The 19,980-nt window shown below is 63.5% G+C and carries 17 protein-coding genes and 1 other RNA gene; all 18 read right to left on the bottom strand.

What is annotated here, in order from left to right:
• Window positions 1-35: 35 nt before the first annotated feature.
• The gene (ftsA, locus tag V6765_RS09925) at window positions 36-1,355 is read right to left on the bottom strand and encodes a cell division protein FtsA (protein ID WP_448428239.1); all 1,320 of its coding nucleotides are present in this window, start codon (window positions 1,353-1,355) and stop codon (window positions 36-38) included.
• On the bottom strand, window positions 1,352-2,230 hold the full coding sequence (locus V6765_RS09920) for a cell division protein FtsQ/DivIB (protein WP_448428237.1): 879 nt from the start codon (window positions 2,228-2,230) through the stop codon (window positions 1,352-1,354). Before V6765_RS09920 ends, ftsA begins: the two co-directional genes overlap by 4 nt.
• A 35-nt stretch (window positions 2,231-2,265) precedes the next feature.
• On the bottom strand, window positions 2,266-3,189 hold the full coding sequence (locus V6765_RS09915) for a D-alanine--D-alanine ligase (RefSeq protein ID WP_448428235.1): 924 nt from the start codon (window positions 3,187-3,189) through the stop codon (window positions 2,266-2,268).
• A gap of 449 nt (window positions 3,190-3,638) precedes the next feature.
• The gene (gene murC, locus V6765_RS09910) at window positions 3,639-5,039 is read right to left on the bottom strand and encodes a UDP-N-acetylmuramate--L-alanine ligase (RefSeq protein ID WP_448428233.1); all 1,401 of its coding nucleotides are present in this window, start codon (window positions 5,037-5,039) and stop codon (window positions 3,639-3,641) included.
• Window positions 5,039-6,151, bottom strand: a complete 1,113-nt coding sequence (murG, locus tag V6765_RS09905; RefSeq protein WP_448428231.1) for an undecaprenyldiphospho-muramoylpentapeptide beta-N-acetylglucosaminyltransferase — start codon at window positions 6,149-6,151, stop codon at window positions 5,039-5,041. Before murG ends, murC begins: the two co-directional genes overlap by 1 nt.
• A 3-nt stretch (window positions 6,152-6,154) precedes the next feature.
• Complete coding sequence (ftsW, locus tag V6765_RS09900; protein WP_448428229.1) at window positions 6,155-7,315, bottom strand: putative lipid II flippase FtsW; 1,161 nt, start codon at window positions 7,313-7,315, stop codon at window positions 6,155-6,157.
• Window positions 7,316-7,318: 3 nt separating this feature from the next.
• Window positions 7,319-8,725 carry a UDP-N-acetylmuramoyl-L-alanine--D-glutamate ligase gene (gene murD, locus V6765_RS09895; protein WP_448428227.1) on the bottom strand — a complete coding sequence of 469 codons (1,407 nt, stop codon included), beginning with the start codon at window positions 8,723-8,725 and terminating at the stop codon, window positions 7,319-7,321.
• A gap of 4 nt (window positions 8,726-8,729) precedes the next feature.
• Window positions 8,730-9,830: a phospho-N-acetylmuramoyl-pentapeptide-transferase gene (gene mraY, locus V6765_RS09890; RefSeq protein WP_018063603.1), complete on the bottom strand. Its 1,101-nt coding sequence runs from the start codon at window positions 9,828-9,830 to the stop codon at window positions 8,730-8,732.
• Between the two features lie 128 nt (window positions 9,831-9,958).
• Entirely contained in the window at window positions 9,959-11,380 is a 1,422-nt protein-coding gene (locus V6765_RS09885; protein ID WP_448428225.1) for a UDP-N-acetylmuramoylalanyl-D-glutamyl-2,6-diaminopimelate--D-alanyl-D-alanine ligase, read from the bottom strand.
• Entirely contained in the window at window positions 11,377-12,840 is a 1,464-nt protein-coding gene (locus V6765_RS09880) for a UDP-N-acetylmuramoyl-L-alanyl-D-glutamate--2,6-diaminopimelate ligase (protein ID WP_448428792.1), read from the bottom strand. Before V6765_RS09880 ends, V6765_RS09885 begins: the two co-directional genes overlap by 4 nt.
• 45 nt (window positions 12,841-12,885) lie before the next feature.
• A complete protein-coding gene (locus V6765_RS09875; RefSeq protein WP_448428223.1) occupies window positions 12,886-14,643 on the bottom strand; it encodes a peptidoglycan D,D-transpeptidase FtsI family protein in 1,758 nt (585 codons plus the stop codon).
• Window positions 14,640-15,017, bottom strand: coding sequence for a cell division protein FtsL (gene ftsL, locus V6765_RS09870; RefSeq protein ID WP_448428221.1), 378 nt, complete (start codon window positions 15,015-15,017; stop codon window positions 14,640-14,642). Before ftsL ends, V6765_RS09875 begins: the two co-directional genes overlap by 4 nt.
• The gene (gene rsmH / locus V6765_RS09865; protein ID WP_448428219.1) at window positions 15,017-16,036 is read right to left on the bottom strand and encodes a 16S rRNA (cytosine(1402)-N(4))-methyltransferase RsmH; all 1,020 of its coding nucleotides are present in this window, start codon (window positions 16,034-16,036) and stop codon (window positions 15,017-15,019) included. The genes ftsL and rsmH overlap by 1 nt, the downstream gene beginning before the upstream one ends.
• 17 nt (window positions 16,037-16,053) lie before the next feature.
• On the bottom strand, window positions 16,054-16,491 hold the full coding sequence (gene mraZ, locus V6765_RS09860) for a division/cell wall cluster transcriptional repressor MraZ (protein WP_018063609.1): 438 nt from the start codon (window positions 16,489-16,491) through the stop codon (window positions 16,054-16,056).
• 334 nt (window positions 16,492-16,825) lie between these two features.
• An RNA gene (rnpB, locus tag V6765_RS09855) (RNase P RNA component class A) lies at window positions 16,826-17,221 on the bottom strand.
• A 40-nt stretch (window positions 17,222-17,261) separates the two neighbouring features.
• Complete coding sequence (locus V6765_RS09850) at window positions 17,262-18,449, bottom strand: NAD(P)/FAD-dependent oxidoreductase (protein ID WP_448428217.1); 1,188 nt, start codon at window positions 18,447-18,449, stop codon at window positions 17,262-17,264.
• Between the two features lie 86 nt (window positions 18,450-18,535).
• Window positions 18,536-19,186 carry a DUF1176 domain-containing protein gene (locus tag V6765_RS09845; RefSeq protein ID WP_448428215.1) on the bottom strand — a complete coding sequence of 217 codons (651 nt, stop codon included), beginning with the start codon at window positions 19,184-19,186 and terminating at the stop codon, window positions 18,536-18,538.
• A gap of 1 nt (window position 19,187) precedes the next feature.
• Window positions 19,188-19,898: a TerB family tellurite resistance protein gene (locus tag V6765_RS09840; RefSeq protein WP_448428213.1), complete on the bottom strand. Its 711-nt coding sequence runs from the start codon at window positions 19,896-19,898 to the stop codon at window positions 19,188-19,190.
• Between the last annotated feature and the right edge of the window lie 82 nt (window positions 19,899-19,980).

Raw genomic sequence — 19,980 nt, 5'->3', positions numbered from 1 at the left:
GCCGTACCGCCTAGCCGGCCAATCTCTGGTGTTCGTTAAAAACTTTCCCTGAACCACTGGCCGACGCGTGCTAGGCGTCCGCCGCCCGACGACAGAAAGCCCCGCTGCTCGCTGCCATAGGTTTCGCTTTCCGCAAGCTGCGGATAGATCAGAAGGCCCGCGGCCGTCGAAAACGACGGCCCCTTGGCCGGAAGCGGCAGACCGGAAACGCCCATCGGTCGACCGATGCGCACGTTTCTGCTCAGGATCCGCCGCGACAATTCACTGAGGCCGATCAGCTGGCTTGCGCCGCCGGTCAGCACCACCCGCTTTCCGACAACCGCCGAAAAGCCCGAAAGCTGGATCCGGTCGCGGATCAGTTCCAGCGTTTCCTCGATCCGCGCCCTGACGATCTTCGAAAGCAGCGCCTTGGAGACCTGACGGGGCTGGTCGTGATCATCCTCGCCGATAGAGGGCACCGCGATCATCTCGCGCTCGTCGGCGCTGGAGGTAATCGTCGAGCCGTGCACGCATTTCAACCGCTCGGCGTCTTCCATCCGGGTCGATAGCCCGCGGGCAAGATCGGTCGTCACGTGATGACCGCCGAGGCTAATCGCATCGGTATGAACAAGCCGGCCTTCGGAGAAGACCGAGATCGACGTCGTGCCGGCGCCCATGTCGATCGCGGCACAGCCGAGTTCGACTTCATCGTCCACCAAAGCGGCAAGACCGCTCGCATAAGGCGTCGCCACCATGCGCTCCACGGAGAGATGCGCGCGGTTGACGCAGAGTTCGAGATTGCGCAGCGCCAGCCGTTCGGCCGTCACCACATGCAGGTCGACGCCGAGCGTCTCGCCATACATGCCGAGCGGATCGCGAATGCCGCGCTCGCCATCGAGCGTGAAGCCAGCGGGCAGCGAATGCAGCACCTGCCGCTCCTCGTTGATCGAGCGGCGGGAGACGGCGGACAGGACGCGGCGGAGATCGGAGGAGTCCACGTCCTGCCCGCCAAGGTCGATCGCAGCGGTATAGGTATCGCTCTTCAGGCGACCGGCCGAAACGTTGACGATCAGGCTGTCGATGGTGATGCCGGCCATGCTTTCGGCCGCGTCCACCGCAAGCCGGACCACATGTTCCGCCGCATCAAGATTGACGATCACGCCGCTCTTGATGCCCTGCGAGCGCTGATGGCCGATGCCGATGATCTCGATATTGTGGGTGCGGCCCGGCAGGATCTGGCTTTCCTCACGCGGGGTCAGCCGCGCGATCATGCAGACCACCTTGGAGGAGCCGACATCGAGAACGCTGACGATATGCGTCTTCTTGGCCGAGAGAGGCTTGGCGCGACTGAAGCCGGACGAGCGGAACAGAGTCAAAGTCGCCTCCCCTTGTTCTTGAATGTCTTCTGCAACGCTTCCGTGGCTTCGGCGCGGCGCTCCATGGCGTCGGGCGTCAACTGGATCGCGACCCGGTCGTCGAGACGAAGGTCGACGGCGGCGATTTCGCGCTCGAGGATGGAGCGTTCGGCCTCAAGCTTGCGCAGGCGAACCAGCGCCGCGTCGCTGCCTTTTTCCGGCAGCTTCACGATCATGCCATTGTCGAGATAGAGGTCCCAGCGGCGTTCATCGACGCGCTTGAAAGCGCGCACGCGCTCGGAAAGCTCCGGCCATTCCTGCATCAGGTCCTCAACATCCTTGGCAGCGACATTGCCGCCCTGGCCAAGCACCAGCGGCAAGCGGCGGAACTTCGGCGCGCTCAGCGGACCGATGATGTTGCCGTCGCGTTCGACCATCAGCAGACGACCATCTTCCTGCTGCCACAGCGCATAGGGAACGCGCTCCTTCAGCGAAATCTTGAGCGTCGAGGGATAGACCTTGCGGATATCGGCATCGGCGACCCAGGGGAGATTCAAAAGCTGGCCGCGCGCCATCTGGATATCGACGCCCTGCAGCGAATAGGCGCCCTCAAGGCCGAGGCTCTGCAGGACCACGATTTCCGAGGTCTCGCTGTTGCCCGAAATCTCGATGTCTTCCACGGCAAAACCGGCAACCTGGAACGCGGCGCGGCGCACGAGATCACCCTTGCCGGCCACGATTACGGCGTTGGCGCCGACGGCGGCGAAAAACACCAGCGCGGCGGCGCTGCCGATATGCTTGGGAGCGCCGGTGCGGCCAGTAAAGATACCCGTCGTGGCGCGCACCAGACGGCGAAAAGGACGCGGCAATACGCCCGCGCGGCTGCCCTGAGCCATGCGATCGCTTACCCCGCTATCATCCCTTCCAGTCTTCAACGCAAACACGAAGCGTCCTCCACCATCCAACGGAGAAAAGCACCAAAACTCATACCGGCTTCCGCCGCCATTTCAGGAACCAGAGAGGTGGGGGTCATGCCGGGCTGGGTATTGATTTCCAGCCAGATCAGCCCGTCCTCGCCGCTATCCTCATCGAACCGGAAATCCGAACGGCTGACGCCGCGGCATCCCATGATCTGATGCGCCTGAACGGCCAATGATTGAATCTTTTGGTAAATATTCGGTTTAACTTCCGCCGGCAGAATGTGTTTTGAGCCGCCAGGCTTATATTTTGCGTCGAAATCATAGAATTTCTGACCGACCGGCACGATTTCGGTCACGCAGAGCGGTTTGCCGTCGACCACGCCGCAGGTGAATTCGCGCCCGCGCACGAAGCGCTCGACCATGACCGTCTCGCCATAGGGCCATTCGGCAGACGTGATCGACTGCGGCGGTGCGCTCTGGCCTTCATCGACAATGACGACGCCGAAGGACGAGCCTTCATTGACGGGCTTGACCACATAGGGCGGCGCCATCGGATGCGTCTTGCCGATCTCGGAACGCTGCATCAGCCGGTCTTCCGCCACCGGAATACCGCCGGCGGCAGCAACGCGCTTGGCCTGGATCTTGTTCATGGCAAGCGCCGAGGCCAGCACGCCGGAATGGGTGTAGGGGATTTCCAGATATTCGAGGATGCCCTGAATGGTGCCGTCCTCGCCGAACGGCCCATGCAGCGCATTGAAGGCGACATCGGGCTTCAGCTCGGCAAGCACGCTTGCCACATTGCGGGTGACATCGACGCGGGTGACGCGGAAGCCTTCCGCTTCCAGCGCATCGGCGCAGGGGTTGCCCGAGGCAAGGCTCACCGGCCGCTCGGAGGAAAACCCGCCCATCAATACCGCTACATGCAAGGCACCCATGCCTGTCCCCATCTTTTCCAGCCAAAGCCGGAAAGCACACTCACAATGCCGCTTTTTTAAGGAAAGCGTGATGGGGCCATTAGTGAACGAGGATGGTTAATGAAGCGTTTACTTTGGTTAACCGGGGCAAAAAAATCGATGCGGTGAAACGGGTTAACGGGGCGATGACAGCGCTTGTCATGGGGTCGGGAAAGCGCGTTTTTGCTGGTTTCCTAAGGTCTTTAGAGCCGCAGTCTCACGCTGCGGCGGAGATTTGCTCCACGCACACAACACGGGTCATGCTCGGGCTTGACCCGAGCATCCAGGCCACACGGAGAACGCCGCCTGGATCCTCGTGTCAAGCACGAGGATGACTCAGAAGACTGGGCGCGCGAAGCGCTGATCGAAAGGCGGAAGAAATACGTCCCGAGGGATGCCCCAACGCTGCGACCTTCAACCCTCGTTCCGAATCACGCCTGCGCCGCTAGTTCTCCCGGCAGCTTTGCAGCCCAGTTGGTGATGCTGCCGGCGCCGAGAAGGACGACAAAGTCGCCGGGTTTGGCGATCTTCGCCACGGCGCCCGCAAGCCCCGTTTCGTCGGCCAGATAATGCGCGTCGCGGTGGCCGGCGGACTTCATGCCGCTGACCAGCGTTTCCGCATCGAAGCCCGGGCGTGGGTCCTCGCCGGCGGCATAGACCGGGGCGATGAACACGGTGTCGGCATCGTTGAAGCAATTGGTAAAATCCTCGAACAGGCTTTCGAGGCGGGAATAGCGGTGCGGCTGGTGGATGGCGATGATCCGCCCCTGACAAGCCTCGCGTGCCGCCCTCAGCACCGAACGGATTTCAACCGGATGATGGCCGTAATCGTCGAAGATCTGCGCGCCGTTCCACTCTCCCACCAGCGTGAACCGGCGCTTGACGCCGCCGAAGGCGGCGAGCCCCTTGCGGATGTCCGCCTCGGAAATATGCAGCCGGTCGGCGACCGCGATCGCCGCCGTGGCGTTTGAGACATTGTGGCGGCCGGGCATCGGCAGGGAGAGGTTTTCAAGCTTGACAGATGGACGGCGACGCCGACGGATATCGACGTCGAAGATCGTGCGCGTACCCTCGTTGCGGATATTGGAGAAGCGCACATCGGCCTGGCGGTTCTCGCCATAGGTCACAATCCGGCGGTCCTCGATCTGGCCGACCAGCGTCTGCACTTCGGGATGATCGAGGCACATCACGCCGCAGCCGTAAAACGGCACGCTCTCGACGAATTGCCGGAAGGCAGCGCGCACGCCGTCAAACGTGCCGTAGTGATCGAGATGTTCGGGATCGATATTGGTGACGACCGCGATTTCGGCGGGCAGCTTCAGAAAGGTGCCGTCGGACTCGTCGGCCTCGACCACCATCCACTCGCCCTCGCCCATGCGCGCATTGGTGCCATAGGCGTTGATGATGCCGCCGTTGATGACGGTCGGGTCCAGCCCGCCGGCCTCCAGGAGCGTCGCGACCATGGAGGTGGTCGTGGTCTTGCCGTGGGTACCGCCGATCGCGATCGCATCGCGGAAACGCATAAGCTCGGCGAGCATTTCGGCGCGGCGCACTACGGGCAGATGCTTCTCGCGCGCGGCGACCAATTCCGGATTGGTGCGCTTGATCGCGGAGGAGACAACGACGACTTCGGCATCGCCCAGATTTTCAGCCTTGTGACCGATGAACACGGAAATGCCCTTCTCGCGCAGACGAACGACATTGGCGCTCTCGGCCTGATCGGAGCCCTGCACCTTGTAGCCGAGATTGTTCAGCACTTCGGCAATACCGCTCATGCCGATGCCGCCGATCCCGACAAAATGGACCACGCCGATCGCTTCAGGCATTCTCATCAGTCAATTCCTTCAATCTTCTGTCCCGACGCCAACGCCTCCGCCATATCGGCGAGTTTCTGCGTTGCATCGGGGCGGCCGGCCGCGCGCGCGGCGGCGGCGGCGGTTGCAAGTTTTTCGGGATGCTCGATCGCATCCTTCAGAATGTCCGCGAAGCGCTCCGTCGTCAGTTCGGACTGGCGCACGACTTCTGCGCCGCCCTTGGCCTCGACCAGCGCCGCGTTGGCTGCCTGATCGTGATCGAGCGCATGGGGATAGGGCACATAGATCGCCGGCCGGCCGATCACCGAAAGCTCCGAAACGGTGGAGGCTCCCGAGCGGCAAACCACAAGATGAGCACTGGCAATCCGCTCCGCCATATTGCCGAAGAACGGTGAAATCTCGGCCGGTACACCAAGCGCTTGGAAGCGTTCAGTGACGGCCTCGACATCTTCCGGGCGGGCCTGCTGGGTCACCGTCACGCACCGGCGAAGCTCTTCCGGCAGCGCGGCAATCGCATCCGGCACAGCTTCGGCAAAGAAATGGGCGCCCTGGCTTCCGCCGAAGACCAACAGGTTGAAGGTTTCGCCTTCGCTGCGCGCCGGATAGGACGTCTTCGCCGCTTCCAGCACCGCCGGACGCACCGGGTTTCCGGTCTCGAATATCTTCGCACCTTGCGGCTCGCCGGAGCGGGTCAGGAAACCGCCAGCTATGGCATTGACGCGTGGCGCCAGCATCTTGTTGGCCCGGCCCATCACCGCGTTCTGCTCATGCAGCATTGTCGGGATGCCGCCGCTTGAGGCAGCGTAAACCGGGGGCACCGTCGGGTAGCCGCCAAAGCCGATCACGGCTGCCGGCCGGTATTCTGCAAAAAGCGATCTGGCGATCCGCGACCCCTTGAACAGGGTGAAGCCGGCGCGAATGACGGCAATCGGGTTCTTCGACCCGATCGTCGCGGACGGCACGACATGGATTTTTTCAGCCGGAAAGGTCCCGGCGTAACGCTCGGCGCGGCTGTCTGTAACAAAGTGCACCTTGTGCCCGCGCGCAATCAGTTCATGGGCCAGAGCTTCAGCGGGGAACACGTGACCGCCTGTACCCCCGGCAGCGAGGAAAAACAGTTTGCTCTCCATCATCTACTCCGCAGGTACGCCGCGCGGCCGGCCCGGCTCGAAGAAATGGTCCTGACGCGCGCGCTTGTCGGGGCGGTGGCGGGTGAGCGCCAGCACGAAGCCCGCGCCGATGCAGGTCGCGATCATCGAGGAGCCGCCCGCCGAAATCAGCGGCAGCGTCATGCCCTTGGCCGGCATCAGCTGCAGCGCCACGCCGATATTGATCACCGACTGCATGCCGATCTGCAGCACGAGGCCGGCGACGGCGAAGCGGGCGAAATCGTCGCGCTCGCGATAGGCGTGGCTGAGGCCGCGCAGCACGATGAAGGCGAAGATCGCGACGATGAACATGCAGAACAAGATGCCGAATTCCTCTGCCGCGACCGAGAACACGAAGTCGGTATGGCTGTCCGGCAGCCGCCGCTTGACGATCCCCTCGCCCGGCCCGAGACCGAACAGGCCACCGTTCTGGATTGCCTTGGCGGCAAGCTCCACCTGAAGGTTGTCGCCTTCCCCGGTCAGGAACCGGTCGATACGCGAGGTCACGTGCGGCAGCCAGGTATAGGCCGCCAGAATGCCCGCGACGCCAGCGCCGCCGAGGCCCGCGATCCATATCCACGACATGCCGGCCATGAAGAAGATGCCGCCCCAGACGATGCCCAGAAGCACGGTCTGGCCGAAGTCCGGCTGGGCGATCAGAAGCACGGCGGAGACGATGAACAGCATGCCGGCAAACAGATTGCCCGGGATTTCCGGATAGCGCTGATGCTCGGCAAACAGCCAGGCGCAGACCACCGCGAAGGCGGGTTTGAGGAACTCCGAAGGCTGCACCGAAAAGCCGGCAAGCACGATCCAGCGGCGCGAGCCATTATTGGAGGTGCCGATGAACAGCGCCGCGACCATTGCCAGCAGCGAGCCGATGAGAATGATCACCGCCAGACGGCGGATCATCCGCGGCGAGCAGAAGGACAGAGAGATCATCACCGCCAGCGAAGGGATAAGGAAGATCGCGTGACGGGTGACGAAGTGGAAGCTGTCATAGCCGAGGCGTTCGGCAACGGCGGGCGAAGCGGCAAACGAGAGCATGAAGCCGATGCCCATCAGCACGATGAAGGCTGCCAGCAGCCATCGGTCGATGGTCCAGAACCAGTCTGCGATTGGGCCTCGCTGAACGCGACTGACCATGGATCAGGCCTCCCTGCCGGTTGCTGCAAACGGCTCAATGCCGTCAAGCGCCATCACGGCGCTGACGAAAGCATCGCCGCGTTTTTCGAAATTTCGGTACTGGTCGAAGCTGGCGCAGGCGGGCGACAGCAGCACCACCGGCGTCTCGGCCTTGCTCTTCGCCGCATCGTCCGCCGCCTGTCTGACGGCGTTTTCCAGCGTGCCGCAGATTACCGTGTCCGCAGCGCCCGCCAGCGTGGCCGAAAAGGCCTCCGCCGCCTCGCCGATGAGATAGGCGCGGGCGATCTTGGGAAAGAAGGGCGCGAGGGTGGCAATGCCGCCCTCTTTGGGGCGGCCACCCGCGATCCAGTGGATATGGTCGAAGGTCTTCAGCGCCGGGGCCGAGGCTTCGGCATTGGTGGCCTTGGAATCGTTGACGAAAATCACGGAGCCCAATCGCGCGACCGGCTGCATGCGATGGGCAAGGCCGGGGAAGGTCGCGAGACCTTCGCGGATCTCGGTGTCGGAGAGCCCGACCGCACGGCAGGCCGCGATCGCCGCGGCGGCGTTCTGGCCATTATGCGCGCCGCGCAGAACGGGATGATCGGAAAGGTCTGCGACTACGCCACCATTTTCGACAGAAATAATCGCACCATTATCGAAGGCAAGTCCGCGGCTCAGGTGAGCGCGATCGCTGGAGATTGAAACAACATCGTGTCCGGCCTTTTCAAGCCGTTCCCCGATCGCCGTGCAATAGGTATCGTCGGCGCCAACCACCGCGCGCTTCGCCCCGGCCACCAGCCGCTCCTTGATCGCGGCATAACGGGTCATGTCGCCATGGCGGTCGAGATGGTCGGGCGTCAGGTTGAGCAGCAGACCAACATCAGCATCAAGCGTCGGCGCAAGGTCGATCTGATAGGACGAGCATTCGACCACATAGATGCAGCCTGGCGCGAGCGGCGCGAGATCGAGGACGGCGCGGCCGATATTGCCGCCGACCTCCACATCGCGACCCGCCGCCTTCAGGATATGGCCGATCAGCGCCGTGGTGGTGGATTTACCGTTCGTGCCGGTGATTGCGATCAGCTTTGCCTCGGGACAAGCTGCGCGGCGTTCGCGCGCCAGAAGCTCGACATCGCCGATGATCTCGGTATCCGCCGCCCTTGCCTGCTCCACCACCCAATGCGGTTTGGGATGCGTCAGCGGAACGCCGGGCGCCAGCACCAGCGCCGCGAAACCGCTCCAGACCATGTGCCGCAGATCGGCGATCGGAATGCCCTTTTCTGCGGCCAGCCGGCAAGTCTCGGGGTTGTCGTCGAAGGCTGTGACCTGCGCTCCGCCGGCGACCAGCGCCAGCGCGGTCGCCATGCCCGAACCGCCAAGCCCGAACAGCGCGACATTCCTGCCGGAAAACTGCGAGACCGCGATCATCGACCTACCTGAGCTTCAGCGTTGAAAGGCCGATCAGCGCGAGGCCGAAGGAGATGATCCAGAAGCGGATCACCACCTGGCTTTCGGTCCAGCCGAGCTTTTCGAAATGGTGGTGGATCGGCGCCATCAGGAAGACGCGCCGCTTGGTGCGCCGGAAGACGGCGACCTGAATGATCACCGAGAGCGCTTCCAGCACGAACAGGCCGCAGATGATCGCCATGACGATCTCGTGCTTGGTGGCAACCGCAACCGAGCCGATCAGTCCGCCTAGCGCCAGCGAGCCGGTATCGCCCATGAAGATGGCGGCCGGCGGCGCATTGAACCACAAAAAGCCCATGCAGGCCCCGATCACGGCGGAGAGCAGCACCACCAGTTCGCCCGTGCCCGGCACGTAGTTGATCTGCAGGTAGGTCGCGAAAACGGTGTTGCCGACGACATAGGCGATCAGCGCGAAGGAGCCGGCGGCGATCATCACCGGCACGGTGGCAAGGCCGTCGAGCCCGTCCGTCAGGTTGACGGAGTTGCCGGCGGCGACGATCACGAAGGCGCCGAACGGGATGAAGAACCAGCCGAGGTCGATCACGAAGTCCTTGAAGAAGGGAAAGGTCAACGCCGAGCCGAGCGTCGCGCCGTCAATGCTGGCGAGATTGGCGGCATACATCATGAAGGCAACCGCGACGCCGGCGATCACGAATTCGAAGAACAGCCGGCGGCGGCCGGAAAACCCCTTGTCGGACTGCTTGGTGACCTTGAGATAGTCGTCATAAAAGCCGATCGCCCCGAAGCCGAGCGTCACCAGCAGCGTGGCCACCACATAGGCGTTGGAAAGATCGGCCCACAGCAGCGCGGAACCGATGATGCCGGCCAGGATCATCAGCCCGCCCATGGTCGGCGTGCCGGCCTTCTTGAAATGGGTCTGCGGTCCGTCAGCGCGGATCGGCTGTCCCTTGCCCTGGCGCAATCTCAGCGCGGCGATGATTCGGGGACCGAACAGGAAGACGATCAGTGCCGAGGTGAATACGGCGGCGCCGGAGCGGAATGTGATGTATCGGAACAGATTGAAAAATTGAAACCGGTCCGACAACTCCACGAGCCAAATCAGCATGAACGCCCCTTTCCAGAAAAGGCAGAGCGCGCGCCATCATGCCCTTTCGGGCCACGGCGGGCGCAGTCATTTATTGTTGTTCGCAGCATGTTGAACACCGGTATGCCACGAAATTGTTTACGCCCGGTTTACCCTTCCGCCGGATAGGTCTCGGTCAGCCTTGCGACAATCGCGCCGAATCCCATTCCGTTTGACGACTTTAGCATTATCGTGTCTCCGGCCGCGACAGCGCCAACGGCGAATTCAGCCAATTCGGCGGCGTTGTCGCGATATTCCACAACAATGCTTTCCGGCAAGGCTTCACGCAGCGCCTGCATCTCGTCGCCGGCGAGCCAGACATGGGTAACCCCGGCCGCGACCAGCGGACCGGCGAGCGCCTCATGGGCCTCGCGGGCATAATCGCCGAGTTCCAGCATGTCGCCGAGCACCGCGATCCTGCGGCCGGGCTCGTTTCCAGAGCCCAGAAGCTCCAGCGCCGCCCGCATCGAGGCCGGGTTGGCATTATAGCTTTCATCGATCAGCGTGAAGACGCCATCGGGCGCCTTCAGACGCTGACGCCGTCCCCTGCCCTTCATCTGCTCTACGGTCTCGAACGCGCCGAGCGCGGCATGGACATCCCCGCCGGCCTCAGAGATCGCCGCGAGGGCTGCGAGCGCGTTCTCGGCCATGTGCTGGCCCGGCAGACCAAGGTTGAAGGCGGTCGGCTCCTCCGTGCCAAGCGCTGCGAGAACATGGCCGCGCTCGTTGCGCTTGTCGCTGACGGTGCGGTATTCGAGGAGGCGATAATCGGCCTTGGCATGTTCGCCGAAGGAGACGATGCGCGCGCCATAGCGACGGGCGGTCCGCGCCAGGCTGTCGAAAGCATCGATATCGCGGTTCAGGATCGCCGCTCCGTCGGCTTCAAGGCCTTCGAAAATCTCGGCCTTTGCGGCGATAATCTCCTTGATGCCGGAGAAGTTGCCGATATGGACAGGGGCAACGGTGGTGATTACCGCCACATGCGGGCGCACCATTTTCGTCAGCGGCCGAATTTCGCCGGAATGGTTCATGCCGATCTCGAAAACGCCGAATTCGGTATCGGCCGGCATGCGGGCAAGCGTCAGCGGCACGCCCCAGTGATTGTTGAACGAGGCCACCGCCGCATGAACCTTGCCGGAGGCCTTCAGCCCGGAGGCGAGCATCTCCTTGGTGCTGGTCTTGCCGACCGACCCCGTGACGGCGATGATGCGGGCGTCCGTGCGCGCCCGGGCCGCCATCGCCAGACGGCCCATGGCCTCCAGCACATCATCGACCACAATCATCCCGCAGGTCAGCCTTCCCAGCGCCGGCAGCTTGGCCTCGGCCACCACCAGCAGCGTCGCGCCGTTCTTGGCGGCGAGCCCTGCGAATTTATGGCCATCCACACGGTCGCCGACGATGGCGAAGAACGCTTCGCCGTGGGAGATCGTGCGGCTGTCGATCGAAATGCCCGTAACGCCCTCCGGCAGTTCGCCCACCGGACGCCCGTCCATGGCCTCGACCATTTCGGCTGATGTCCAAAGCAAACTCACGATGCGCGGCCCTCCAATGCCTTCTTGACTTCGGCAAGGTCGGAGAAGGGCCGGGTCACGCCGCCCGCCGTCTGCCCTTCCTCATGCCCCTTGCCGGCTACGATCAATGTATCGCCCGTCTGCAAAAGCGCGACGGCGTGGGCGATCGCCTCGGCCCGGTCGCCAATCTCCTTCGCTGCCGGAGCCGCCACCAGGATTTCCGAGCGGATTTCGGCGGGCACCTCGGAACGCGGATTGTCGTCGGTGACGATCACGATATCGGCAAGCCGGGTGGCGATCGCTCCCATGATCGGACGCTTGCCCCTGTCGCGATCACCACCGCAGCCGAACACAACGATAACCCGGCCGGTGGTGAACGGCCGCACGGCGGTGAGCACCTTTTCCAGCGCATCGGGCTTGTGGGCGTAGTCGATATAGGCGAGCGCGCCGTTTTCGGCCTTGCCGGCAAGCTGAAGCCTTCCGGCAGCGCCTTCCACCTTTTCCAGCGCCAGAAGTGCTGTGCGGGCATCGACGCCCGTTGCAATCGCAAGCCCGGCGGCAACCAGCGCGTTCGAAATCTGGAACTCGCCCGCAAGCGGCAGCCGCACCTCGTAAATTGTGCCGTCACGCAGAATTTCGGCGAACTGGCTGTCGCGCTTCTGCTCGACGCGCTTCAGCGCCAGAAATTCACCCTTGCGTCCGACGGTCAGGACGCGCTGGCCAGCGCCTTCCGCCGCGACAATCGCGCGATCCGACCATTCGTCGTCGGCGTTGATAACGGCCGGCGAGCCGGTCGGCAGAACCCGCTCGAAAAGCTGCATCTTGGCTGCGAAATAATGCTCCACGGTCGGATGATAATCCATGTGGTCGCGGCCGAGATTGGTGAACGCCCCGGCCGAAAGCCGAACGCCGTCCAGCCGATACTGATCGAGCCCGTGGCTGGAGGCTTCCATCGCTGCATGGGTGACGCCATCGCGGGCAAGCTCGGCAAGCAGCGCATGCAGCGCCACCGGATCAGGCGTGGTCAGCGAACCATATTCGGTGCGGCCGGGCGCCGTCACGCCGGTGGTGCCGATCATGGCGGCGGAAAGGCCGGCTTGCGCCCATATCTGACGAGTGAAGGAGGAGACGGATGTCTTGCCGGCCGTACCGGTGACGGCCACCATGGTTTCCGGCTGTGCTTCGTAGAAACGGGCGGCGGCGATCGCGAGAAACGCGCGCGGATTACCGACGGTCAGCACCGGTATTCCCGCGCCCTCGTGAGCCGAGGCGCTGATGGCCGCGACCGCGCCGCGCTCGGCGGCGTCAGCGATGAAGGCAGCGCCATCCGCCTTGCTGCCGGCAATCGCCACGAACAGCGCGCCGGGCGCAGCCTTGCGGCTGTCGGCGGTCAGAGAGGTGATGTCGAGCGCGCCGGCGCTGCCGGCAAGCGCCGCATTCAGTTCGGGAAAGGCCGTTCCGGCAAGAGCGCTCAGTTTCATCATATCAGTCTCTGTTCTGCACCCGGCGGGCCGGATGGCATGGAATCAGTAGGAAGCGAGGAGGGCTGCCCCTTCCGCGCCGAAATCGGGATCAACGCCGAGGATGGGCGCCGTCCGGCGAATGATCTCGCCATTCATCGGCCCGGCGTTCCAGGCGGCCGTGCGTCCGGGGACCCCCTCGACCTTCTTGGCATCGTCAATCGTCACCAGGACGACATATTGCGGGTTGTCCATGGGAAATGCGGCAAGAAAAGCGTTGAAATTGCGATCTTTCGAATATTTCCCATCGATAATCTTCTCCGACGTGCCGGTCTTGCCGCCAACGCGGTAGCCCGGCACCTGGCCGTTGCGGCCCGAGCCGTCCGTACCGTTCAGCCTGAGCAGATAGCGCATCTTGTCGCTGGTTTCCTTGGAGACCACGTGCTTGGCGATCCGGTCGGCCTCCTCGCGGCTGCGCGGCAGGAAGGTCGGCGTCAGAAGCTTGCCGCCATTGACGAGCGCCGCCGCGGCGGCTGCCGTCTGCAGCGAGGTCGTGGTCACGCCCTGGCCGAAGGACACGGTCGCGGAAAAGACCCCGCCCCATTTCTGCGGGCGCTGTGGTGTCCCCGCGCCGCCGATCTCGGTATCCATCTTGTCGAGCAGGCCGAGATTCTCAAGGAAAGTGCGCTGGTAGTCCGGGCCGACGGCGGCGGCGATGCGCGACGCGCCGATATTGGAGGAATAGGTGAAGACTTCGGGATAGGTCAGAATCCGGTTCTGGGCGTGGTCGTCGCGGATGCGCGAGCGGCCGAAGATCAGCGGCGTTTTCGCGTCGACAAGGCTGTTCATGTTGAACTTGCCGGATTCCAGCCCCATCGCCAGCGTGAAAGCCTTGAAGGTCGAGCCCATTTCGTAGACGCCGGTAATCGCGTCGTTCAGCATGCGCGAGTCGGTCGCCGGCGGCGGATTGTTCGGGTCGAAATCGGGCACCGATGCGAGCGCAATGATCTCGCCGGTGTTGACGTCCAGAACAGTGCCGGTGGCGCCGATGGCGTGGAACTTGTCGACGCCTTCCACCAGAACGTCGCGCAGAATGCTCTGCACGCGCAGATCGATCGAGGTCTCGAACGGCTTCAGGTCCATCGCGCCCGACAGACCGAGGCCCATCAGTCCGGAAATGCCGTCGGTCTTGTCCATATAGCGCTCGATGCCGGACAGGCCGCGATTGTCGATATCGACGAGGCCGAGGACGTGAGCCGCCTGCGGGCCGCCGGGATAGAAACGGTGCACTTCCGGGCGGAAGCCGACGCCTGGCACACCGGCGGCCAGAACCTGGCTCTGCTGCTTGGGCGTGATCTGGCGCTTCAGCCAGACGAATTCGCCCTTGGAGTTCAGCAGCCGGTAGGCGCGCTTGGCATCCAAATCGGGAAAGATCGGCAGCAGCGCGTCGAGAACATCGTCGGCGCTGGTGATCATCGAGGGATCCGCATAAAGCGACATCATCCGAACGTCGGTCGCAAGCACCGCGCCGTTGCGGTCCACGATATCCGGCCGGCGCGCCAGCGTCAGCGGCATCGCCGCGCGGGCGACCGCGCCATCATCCTTGGCCAGCGAATAATGCACCAGCCGCCCGCCGATCACGGCATAGACGGCGACAAAGGCGAAGGTAACGAAGCCGACGCGGCTGCGCGCCAGATTGACCCGCTTCTTGGCCGTGCCCTGGAAGACATTGGACTCCGCAGCTTCTGGCTGTGCCTTCGCAACGCGGCGCGCCTTGGGCTTCAGCCTGGGCTTCAGTTTGAGGATGCCGGGAAGCTTGATCATGGTGTCACCGATCCGGTTATGACGATATCCGTGCCGTCGGGGGCATCGCCGGCCATCAGCGGCGGCAGATCCTCTTCGACAGGCTCGGGTGCAATGGGGGGAAGCTGGTCGAGCGTTGCGATCTGCTCCGGTTCGGCCGGATGCAGATCAAGCTCGGCCGCGAAGAACTCGGCAAGCCGCGCCATGCGGGCGGGCTGTGTCAACAGCGCCTCGTCGGCCTTCAACAGGTCGATATTGTTCTGCTCCAGCGCGATCTGGTCATCAAGCGCGCGGACCTCATCATAGGTCGCCTCGACGCTGTATTTGATCGTGTAGGTGACTGTCGCGGTCGCGACCATGACCAGAATGAGGATGAGATCGAGCGGACGAAGCATCAGGCGCCTCCAAGGCGAGAAATGTCAGCAAGGGACGGCAGGCCGAAAGCATCGAGCCCGGTTTCGGGCGCGGGCGCGGACGTGCGGATCGCGGCGCGGAGCTTGGCGGAACGAGCCCGCGGGTTTTCCGCGGCCTCTGCCTCGCTCGCCGCAATCATGGCCTTGCCCGGCTGATCGAAAAGAGCGGGCGCGGGCGCGACTTCGGGCAGGTGGCGCGAGCCACCGGCCTTGCCGAGGCGCGCCGAAATGAACTGCTTGACGATCCGGTCCTCAAGCGAGTGAAAGGTAACCACCGCCAGCACGCCGCCCGGTTTCAGCGCGCGTTCGGCGGCCAGCAATGCGCCGGCCAGTTCGCCGAGTTCGTCATTGACGTAGACACGGAGCGCCTGGAACACGCGGGTTGCCGGGTGGATCTTGTCCTTGGCGCGGCGCGGGGTGACGATCTCGATCAGGCCGGCGAGGTCGCGGGTGGTCGCGAAAGGCTCTTCGGCGCGCTTCTTCTCGATCGCGCGAGCGATGCGGCCAGCGTTCTTCTCTTCGCCGAGAATGCCGAAAATCCGTGTCAGGTCGCCAACTTTGGCGCGATTGATGACGTCGGCGGCGGAAACGCCCTCGCCCGACATGCGCATGTCGAGCGGGCCGTTCTTCTGGAAGGAGAAGCCGCGGTCGGCCTCATCGATCTGCATGGAGGAGACGCCGATATCCAGCACCACGCCGTCGAGCCCGCCTTCAGGCGCAAAGCGATCGAGTGTGGAGAAACGAGCGTGATGCAGAGAGAGGCGCGGGTAGCGCGCGAGAAGATCGTCGGCTGCGGCAATCGCATTCGGATCGCGATCGAGGCCGATGACCTCGGCGCCCTCCTCCAGCAGCGCGCTGGAATAGCCGCCCGCGCCAAACGTGCCGTCGAGAATGATCTTGCCGGGCGCCGGCTTCAACTGAGCCAGCACCTCGGCAAGCATAACCGGAATGTGACGAACCGGTCCGCCATTGGCATCGATTGTGCCAGGATTCCCCGCCATTCCGTTTCCCCGTTTCATCAGGCGCCCGCCCGCCCGCCGAGACGGGCCTTGCGCGCTTGCGCCTGCGCTTCCTGAAATGCCTGCGGCTCCCAAAGCTGGAAGTGATCCGCCCGCCCCACAAATGTGACCTCCGTATCGATGCCGGTGAAATCGCGGATGAAGTCCGTGACCATCAACCGCCCCTCGGCATCGAGTTTCGCGAACACGCCGCCGCCATGGATCAGCAGCGACATACTGTTTGCTTCCGCCGAGAACGGGTCTTCCTGATCGATCTGCCGCTCGAAGCGGTCGAGCAGATCGGGACCGCCGATGCTGATTGCCGGGAAGACGAAATCCTGGAAGCAGTAAAGCTCCGTGATATTCCGCTCCGCCAGCACCGTGCGGAACACCGCAGGCACCGACACCCTTCCCTTGGCGTCGACCTTCTTGGTCGCGTTGGACAGAAACCGGTTCATTACGCGTTACTACCGACGTCTCAAGCAGTCCTTCGCAGACCGCCAACCCAAAGGAATACCCTGGAAAACCAAACCGCCCGCCGGGCGAACTCAGCATGGAAAACAAACACTTGAAGCCATCGCGCTGCCCGGAAGCCGCATCCGCATCGGGCAACGAATTTATGCTTAATGGGATAACATGGGCAGATTTGGGCGTCAATGGGATAAGCCGTTATTAACCGTGTCGACAGCGCTTTCGGAAAGGCTGATTCTATCAGCCGGCCCTTAACGAAAGCTTTCGTCGCCACATGCGAAACGGCGCGCCCAAGCGCCCGTTTTTGAATGAAAAAAGGAAATGACCAGTTGGCCTGTAAGCCGGGTTCTGTATGGCTTTGCGGTTGCCCGCAAAACGTGGCGGCCATTCATCTGGGACAGCGCTTGCGCGCTGCCTCTCGCAACCCACCCGGATGACCGGCCTGGAAACAGGCTGGCGACAAGCGCCGCGTCATCCCTATTCGGTTTTGCTCCCGGTGAGGTTTACCGTGCCGCCATGCGTTGCCGCCGGCGCGGTGGGCTCTTGCCCCACCCTTTCACCCTTACCCGGCAGAAGCCGGGCGGTTTGCTTTCTGTGGCACTGTCTCTGGGGTCGCCCCCGCCGGACTTTCTCCGGCACCGTGTTTCCGTGGAGCCCGGACTTTCCTCACCCTGTCGCCTTTCGGCATTGGCAAAGCGCGGCCGCCCGGCCAACTGGTCGGGCTTCTCTAGTGCGTTTCGTGGAGGAAGGAAAGGGTTTACGAAAACGACGGCGCGAAATCGACCGGGCAGCCCTCGCCCGCAAGCGTGCCCTTGGCCATCAGCACCGCGCCGAGCCGGCCGATCTCGTCCGAACTCTTGGCCGCAGCCCCGCAGCCGGCGGTCAGCACCGCGATCCGGGGCGATGGCGAGAAACCGATCATCGGATAACCGGATGGCGAGTAGCTGGTGACGCAGGTGCCGGTTTCCGACTGCAGCACCTTCAGCTTCGGCATCAGTTCGCAGATGATCCGGGTCAGATGCTCGCGCGTGGCGTTATGCCCCGTGGAGCGGAACCAGGCGCGGATATCCGCCTCGCTTGAAAGCGGCACATCGTCGGGATCGCCGCCGATCTTGATATACCAGCGGCCGTCGGGATAGCGGATCGGCGGCAGCAGATAGATGCCGTCCTCATCGAACTCCGCCTTGTAGATCAGGCTCGGCATGGCCGAAAGCGACCGCGCCTCCTCCTCATCGACCTCGAAATAGGCGATGGTGCGGGCAAAGACGGTGAGATCTATCTTCGCCGGCAAGAGCTTGTCGTTGATGGTGAAGCCGCCGGCGGCCACCAGAACCTTGTCGGCCGTCAGCGTCTCGCCGGCATCGGTGGTGACGCTGACCCGCGCGCCGCCATCGTTCACCTCGGTTACCGTGGCGGCAATCACCTCCGCCCCGGCCTTTCCGGCAAGAAGGGACTGCGCTGCCACCAGCCGGCGCGGCGAGATATAGCCGGCACGGTGCAGCTCGAACACGCCCTCCGTTTTCGGCGCGAAGGCGAAGTAAGGGAATTTCTCCCGAAGCCCCGCCCCTTCAACAATCTCCGCCGACGCGCCGCACTGCCCGGCGGCATCCATGATGGTTTCGACATAGCGCCCGCGCGAGCGTCCCGGCCCGACGATCAGCGCGCCGACCTCGCCGAAGAAATCGATGCCGCTGTCGCGCTCGATATCGCGGTAGCGCGCGATCGACCGGTTGGCGAGCCGTGCCCATACTGGATCGCGGTCAATCGTGCGGGTGATGCGGCCCTCATCGTAATGGCTGGCGAAGACGCCGGTATGCGCGGCCTTGTCCGCCGGCTCATCCGGCCCGATGACGGCGACGCCCTCCTCCATACCCGCCAGATGGCGCGCGGCGGCAGCGCCCATCAGACCGCGTCCGATGATGATTGTCCTGAAATGTCGTGTCATGACCCGCTCTCTGGAAACATGCCGAAGCTTCACCGAGCCGGGCCATCAATGCAAGGGAAAGATTGGCGGAGGGTCCAAGCTATCGCTCAGGGCCCGGCGTCATAGAGCGTGAATTGGGTATCGATCAGCGCTTCGGGCGGGTCTTCGAGATTGGCTTCGTAGATAGGGTCGATGACATAGTGCTTGAGCACGAAACTGCCCTTGTCGAGCGTCCAGCGACCGGCGGAATAGGCATCGCCTAGACCGCGCCATTTCTCGAAGGTGGAGATCGTGTTGGTCTCGGCATCGAACTCCGGATTGACCAGAACGGTGCTGGCCGTAAAGCCGGTGACCTCGGGATCGCGGACCAGCTTGGTATAGGTATCGTCGCCGGGTTCGTAATCGACGGAATAAGCGGGCGTCGCGAAGGATACGATCTCGCCCTCTTCCGGAAAGCCGTCCTCGCGGGCAAAGACATAGGCCACGGCCACGTTATAGGCGCCGATGCCGCAGGTGATCCGGTAAAGCCGCCCCTTCACGTCCTCCACCGTCCCGTCATAGCGGGTCTCCGGCCATGACACGTCGAACGCCTGATCCTCAAGCCCGTCGAAGCGTTCGGCGAGATCGCTCTCGCACTGGCCGGGATGGGCGGCGACGACCATGGCCTTCGCGGTCGCAAGTCCGTCATCGGCGGCCAGGACAGGTCCGGCGGGGATGAAGGCTGCGGCCAGAAGCAGGCGGAGACGCGCGGCACTCATGTCAAGCCGCCCGCTGATCGCGCTCGATCGCCTCATAGGCCGCGTTGATGCGGGCCATGCGGTCATTCGCGGCGGCGTGAAATTCCTTGGGCACGCCGCGCGCGATCAGCCGGTCGGGATGGTTTTCGGCCACCAGCGCGCGGTAGCGGCTGCGGATGGTCTTGAAATCATCATTGCGGGAGACGCCGAGAACGCCGTAGGGGTCGCGGTCGCCCATATCCATATGGCGCGCGCAGATGGTCTGGAAACGGGCCTCGCTGATGCCGAAGATCTCGGCGACATGGGCCAGGAAGTCCAGCTCCTTCTCATGGATGTTGCCATCCGCCTTGGCGATGTGGAACAGGCCGTCAATGACCTCTTCCAGCAGCGGGCAACCTTCCTCGCCATCCGAGCAGAGCCCCTTGAGCTTGCGCGCATAGGCATCGTAACCGGCGATATCCTGCCGAGCGAGATTATAGAGCCGGGCGACGTTGCCACGTTCTTCCTCCGGGATTTCGAAAATCTCGTGGAAAGCGGCAACCTCTTCCATGGTCACGAATCCATCGGCCTTCGCCATCTTCGCCGAGAGCGCGATCAGCGAAACGGAAAACGCCACCTGGCGGCGGGTTTCGGGGTCGCCCTCGAACAGCGTGCGCACGGCTTCGACAACGCCGGTCAGGACGTTGCCGGCGGACTGGCTGACGAAATGGACCAGTTTTTCCCAGAATGACATTCAACAGGCTCCCGGCGGAGCGACCCGCCTTCTCAAGATTCGCAAGATTGGACAAAAACGGCGACGCATGCAAGTCGAACCG

The organism is Martelella sp. FOR1707, assembly GCF_053484265.1.
The sequence above is the reverse complement of the archived record's forward strand: the minus strand, read 5'-3'. Positions and strand labels throughout refer to the sequence as shown.